Raw genomic sequence first — 4,511 nt, 5'->3', positions numbered from 1 at the left:
GGGTTTAGAACGTCGTGAGACAGTTCGGTCCCTATCCGTCGCGCGCGTAAGAGATTTGAAGGAAGCTGTCCCTAGTACGAGAGGACCGGGATGGACGAACCTCTGGTGTGCCAGTTGTCCTGCCAAGGGCATGGCTGGTTTGCTACGTTCGGACGGGATAAGCGCTGAAAGCATCTAAGTGCGAAGCCTCTCCTAAGATGAGATCTCTCACCGGGTAACCGGGTAAGACCCCTGGTAGAAGACCAGGTTGATAGGCCAGAAGTGGAAGTGCGGTAACGCATGTAGCTGACTGGTACTAATCGGTCGAGGGCTTGGACTTGAATTCAAAAATATTTAGTGCTCGCTATGGAAGTCTCAAAGGCTTCGAAATTCAGTCCTCAGGGAATACAACTGAGGCAATGTTTGTCCGGTGGCAATAGCGGCAGGGAACCACCCGTTCCCATTCCGAACACGGAAGTTAAGCCTGCCAGCGCCGATGGTACTTGGGGTTGTACCCCTGGGAGAGTAGGACACCGCCGGACATTATCGTGGAGAAGGGCCAGCGACTACGCTGGCCCTTCTCAGTTAACACCCCCAATCTTTCTGACCCAAGGAGCAACCCCGCATGGCGGACGGTAACCCACGACAAAACCGCGGTGGAACACCGAAACCCGCCCGAGCAACCGGCGGCAAACCGGCTGCGAGGAAGCCGACGGCCCGGAAACCTGCCGGTGGAACCAGTCGCGGGTCGAGCGGTGGTGGAGAGGGTGGCCGTTCCGAGCCCGGACGAAGCACGTCTGGCGGGGACGGCTCGCGTTCAAGGGCCACTGGCGGCTCGAAAGGTTCATCGAGCGGTAAATCAGGTGGAAGGCCCAGCGGAGAACAACGCGGTAGCGACCGCGGACGCGCCGGTTCCGGGTCTTCGGGACGCTCTGACAAGGCACCGTCCGGGGATGCCCGTCGTTCTGGCGGCGCCGGTTCCGGGTCTTCGGGACGCCCCGATAGGGCGGTTTCCGGGGATGCCCGTCGTTCTGGCGGTGCTTCGTCGGCCGGGCGGGCGGTCGGGAGAACGCCCGATTCACGCGGTGCCGGTAGCGGTGGACGATCCAGCGGTGACCCTCGTCGGTCTGATAGTCGGGATTCGGGTAGCCGGTCGCCAGAAGGCCGGTCAGGTGGAAGAACGGGGGATCCTCGCCGTTCAGGTGGAAGTGAGAAAGGGCCATACCAAAAGAGTGGTCAAACGTCGGCTCCGCGTCAGCGGGAGCAGCTCAGGGTGTCAGGATCCGGTGGTGGCGATCTTCCCAAATGGATTCGCGATGAGGTCATCCGTACCACCCCCAAAGACCGCCGCGACGCTCTTCTTGCCTTGATTGGCGACGCCGCCGATGCGTTCGCGAATGCTCGCTACACGGTCGCGCGGGAACGGTTACTGCGCGCCAAGTCCATCTCGACGCGGTCTGAGACCGTGCGCGAGCTGCTTGGCCTGTCGCTCTATCGGCTGGGCAATTGGGAAGAAGCCCTCCGTGAGCTACGTGCCTACCGGAGAATCGCAGGCGACACGACCCACCTGGCCGTCGAAATGGATTGCCTACGAGCGCTGGGCCGCCCAGATGATGTCCCCAAGGTCTGGGCGATGCTCCGGGAGTTGGGAGCCTCGAAGGCTGCGGAGGTCGAGCTGAGAGTTGTATACGGCTCGTTCCTGCTTGATCAGGGTCAACCACGCGAAGCGTGGAAGATCACCGACCCGGGCCGAATTCACCCTGATGCGCACGAAAATGATCTTCGTCAATGGTATGTCGCCGCCCGGGCTGCGGTAGCGCTCGGTGACATGAAGACTGCCGACCAGCTACGCAGAGCCATCGAAGATCGCGATATTGGTTTCCCTGGCCTGATCGAACTCGTCAATGAGATCAACGAACTCAGCTAAGTCAGTCAGTTTCCTGAGCCCATCGTGACCGACAGGAATCTGTCACTCTGATCAGGTACGTTGGGCGGACCTGCCTTCCCCGAGCTGATTTGGGGTATGTGATGGATCTGAATTTGGTCGTATTGTCGGGGAGCCTGGCGGTGGCACCTGAGTTACATGAGTTCGAAAGCGGGAAGCGCCGGCTCGACTACCTGGTGACCGTGAGAACCGTGCTCGACGGTCGTCGCCGTACCGACACACTCAATGTCAAGTATTGGGACCCACCGGCCAAGCTGATTCGTAAGAAGCTCGATCGCGGGACCAGGGTTTGGATCGCAGGCACGGTTCAGCGTCGATTCTGGTCGAGCCTGGATGGGAAGAAGAGCCAACTTGAGGTGGTCGCCTCACAGGTCGTCTACCGGGCTTCCGATCTGTCTCTCGAGGGGTTCGAGCCCGACCAGAAGGTCTCGCGGTCGGGCGATCTGGCGGCTACAACGACGTAGATGGCCGAGGCGAGGTGTCCAAAGATGATAAGGCCTGCCCACCAGGCCAATATGCGGATCCTTGATTGCTCTCGATGGGCAATCCATGCCCCGACCAGGGCCGCTCCGACATAGAGGTCGACCAGGCTCATCCGACCCCAGGCCAACCCGAGGATCAGGCTCCCTTCGGTGGTGAGGTGGCCAGTGGCGACGGACACCCCGAGAGAAACCAGCATGATGACTGTTGTGACAAGTCCAAGAACTCGAGCAGTAGGCATCGGACCAGGCTAGGTGAGGTCGGGCGAGACCGGTAAACCCACTAGCCTGTTTTGATGCCCAACGTTGCTGTTGCAGCTCCATCTCAACACGCCGCAGACGCCGGAACGGCCATTGCCGCGATGGGTGGTAACGCCGTTGACGCCGCCCTGGCCTCCCTGCTGGTCGCCATGGTGACCGAGCCGGGGGTTTGTGCACTCGGAGCCGGTGGGTACGTGACGATATGGGGACCCGACGACGACCCGATCACCATCGACGGATACATGGAGATGCCGGGCCGGGGGGCGCCAGCGGATCGATTCGGTCAGGGAGGTCGGACGGTGACCTTCGAGTACGGGGGAGAGTTGACCACGATTGTCGGTCATGGCTCCGTAGCGACTCCGGGTGGACTCAAAGCGATTGCCTCGGCGTCCAATCGGTTCGGAGTTGCGTCGTGGCACGACCTCTTTGAACCGGCGATCGACAATGTGGTGCGAGGGTTTCCCCTCCCGGAGGCATGTGCGTACTATCTACAGACCTCGTTCGAGCCAATTTTCGCGTTTGATCCGGTGGGTGCGCGGGCGCTTTCTGGACCCGATGGGGTGCTCAAAGCCGGAGATATCGTGCACATCGACCATCTCGCCGAGAGCCTCCGTTTCATTGCGAGAGAGGGAGCGGACGCCTTCTACGTCGGTGATATCGCGGCTGTAATCGCAGACGATATGGAAGCGTCAGGCGGTCTCATCACTCGCGCCGATCTGGAACATTTCGTGGCGATCGATCGCCGTCCGCTCATGAGCCCGGTCGCCGATTGGGTCGTCGCGACGAACCCGGCGCCGGCGATCGGTGGGGCGGCGGTGACCGCCATGCTGGCTTTGATCGGCGATGATTCGGGTGAGTTGCTGCGGGCCCAACAAGCTGTTCTGGGGTTCCGGCGCCAACACCTTGATTCGGCTATCGATCGCGGTGACGCAATCAATGACCTCATCGAACTTGCCAATGAAGGCGATTGGAGGAAACTGCTGACTGCGCCATCTACGGTGCACGTATCGGCGGTCGATGACACTGGATTCGGATGCGCCGTGACCATGTCGGCGGGATACGGGTCCGGCGTCATGCCCCCCGGCACAGGAATATGGATGAACAACTCGCTCGGGGAAATCGAGCTGAATCGATCGGGTTTTCACAATCTGAAAGTGGGATCCCGCCTCGTGTCGAACATGGCTCCTACCGTGGCCCGCTCGGTTGACGGGGTTCTGGCGATCGGATCACCTGGCGCCGATCGGATCACGACGGCGATTGTGCAGGTATTGGTGCATCACCTGCTCGAAAGTGTTCCCCTGGCGGAAGCGATCGACCGTGCAAGGGCGCACGTCGTGGTTGCCGAGGACGGTCAGGCAACCGTCAGTTTTGAGCCAGGGTATGAGCTAGGGGACTCCCGGTTGCCGACTCGTCCCTTCAGCTCTCCGCACATGTTTTTTGGAGGCGTAGGAGCCGCCGAGTGGCATCCGGGCGGCGGGTTCACGGTGGCGGCCGACGGTCGACGTTCGGGTGGTACCTCCACCTCAGTTTGAGACAAGAGTCGTCCGCCCCTCGCGTCGGGACGGCTCTTTTTCGGGCTTGACACGTGCGGTACCGTAGGAGAGATTCCGTTCGAGTTTTGGAGGTTCCTAATGCCCTGGATCTGGTCAGATCATCTAGCCACCCTCCCGAACATTTCGGTTTCGCAGAGATTGCGAAATGACTGGACGCAGCGCCCGGTAGCCGTTTGGAATCCCGACATTGAGGACCTCGACGATGTGGCGGCAGCTCTCGCTGCTGAGGATGAAGAGCCTCCATCTCAATCGGGCCTCTACGCGACGAAACTGGCTGCGTAGAAGCCCTGATCC

Annotated in this window: 5 protein-coding genes and 2 rRNA genes; 6 read left to right on the top strand and 1 reads right to left on the bottom strand. The window is 60.9% G+C overall.

The window, feature by feature from the left end; genetic code table 11:
- From JJE47_14120 to JJE47_14105, 4 genes are all read left to right on the top strand, one after another.
- Positions 1–319: ribosomal RNA gene (locus JJE47_14120) — 23S ribosomal RNA — on the top strand; the annotation flags it as partial.
- 86 nt (positions 320–405) lie between these two features.
- A 5S ribosomal RNA gene (gene rrf / locus JJE47_14115) occupies positions 406–521 on the top strand.
- A gap of 731 nt (positions 522–1,252) precedes the next feature.
- Positions 1,253–1,906 (top strand): hypothetical protein, encoded by a 654-nt coding sequence (locus tag JJE47_14110; protein MBK5268558.1) that lies wholly within the window; start codon positions 1,253–1,255, stop codon positions 1,904–1,906.
- A 101-nt stretch (positions 1,907–2,007) separates the two neighbouring features.
- A complete protein-coding gene (locus JJE47_14105; GenBank protein MBK5268557.1) occupies positions 2,008–2,388 on the top strand; it encodes a single-stranded DNA-binding protein in 381 nt (126 codons plus the stop codon).
- On the opposite strand, the gene JJE47_14100 is transcribed toward JJE47_14105, so the two are convergent.
- Complete coding sequence (locus JJE47_14100) at positions 2,301–2,645, bottom strand: DUF1475 family protein (GenBank protein ID MBK5268556.1); 345 nt, start codon at positions 2,643–2,645, stop codon at positions 2,301–2,303. The two genes, JJE47_14105 and JJE47_14100, sit on opposite strands and share 88 nt — an antisense overlap.
- Before the next feature lie 54 nt (positions 2,646–2,699).
- On the opposite strand from JJE47_14100, the gene JJE47_14095 reads away from it, so the two are divergent.
- Entirely contained in the window at positions 2,700–4,196 is a 1,497-nt protein-coding gene (locus JJE47_14095; GenBank protein ID MBK5268555.1) for a gamma-glutamyltransferase, read from the top strand.
- 99 nt (positions 4,197–4,295) lie between these two features.
- Positions 4,296–4,499, top strand: coding sequence for a hypothetical protein (locus tag JJE47_14090; GenBank protein ID MBK5268554.1), 204 nt, complete (start codon positions 4,296–4,298; stop codon positions 4,497–4,499).
- The last annotated feature ends 12 nt before the right edge of the window (positions 4,500–4,511 follow it).

Source organism: Acidimicrobiia bacterium (assembly GCA_016650365.1).
Classification (GTDB): Bacteria; Actinomycetota; Acidimicrobiia; order Spongiisociales; family JAENVV01; genus JAENVV01.
This window is presented reverse-complemented; position numbering and strand designations above follow the sequence as displayed.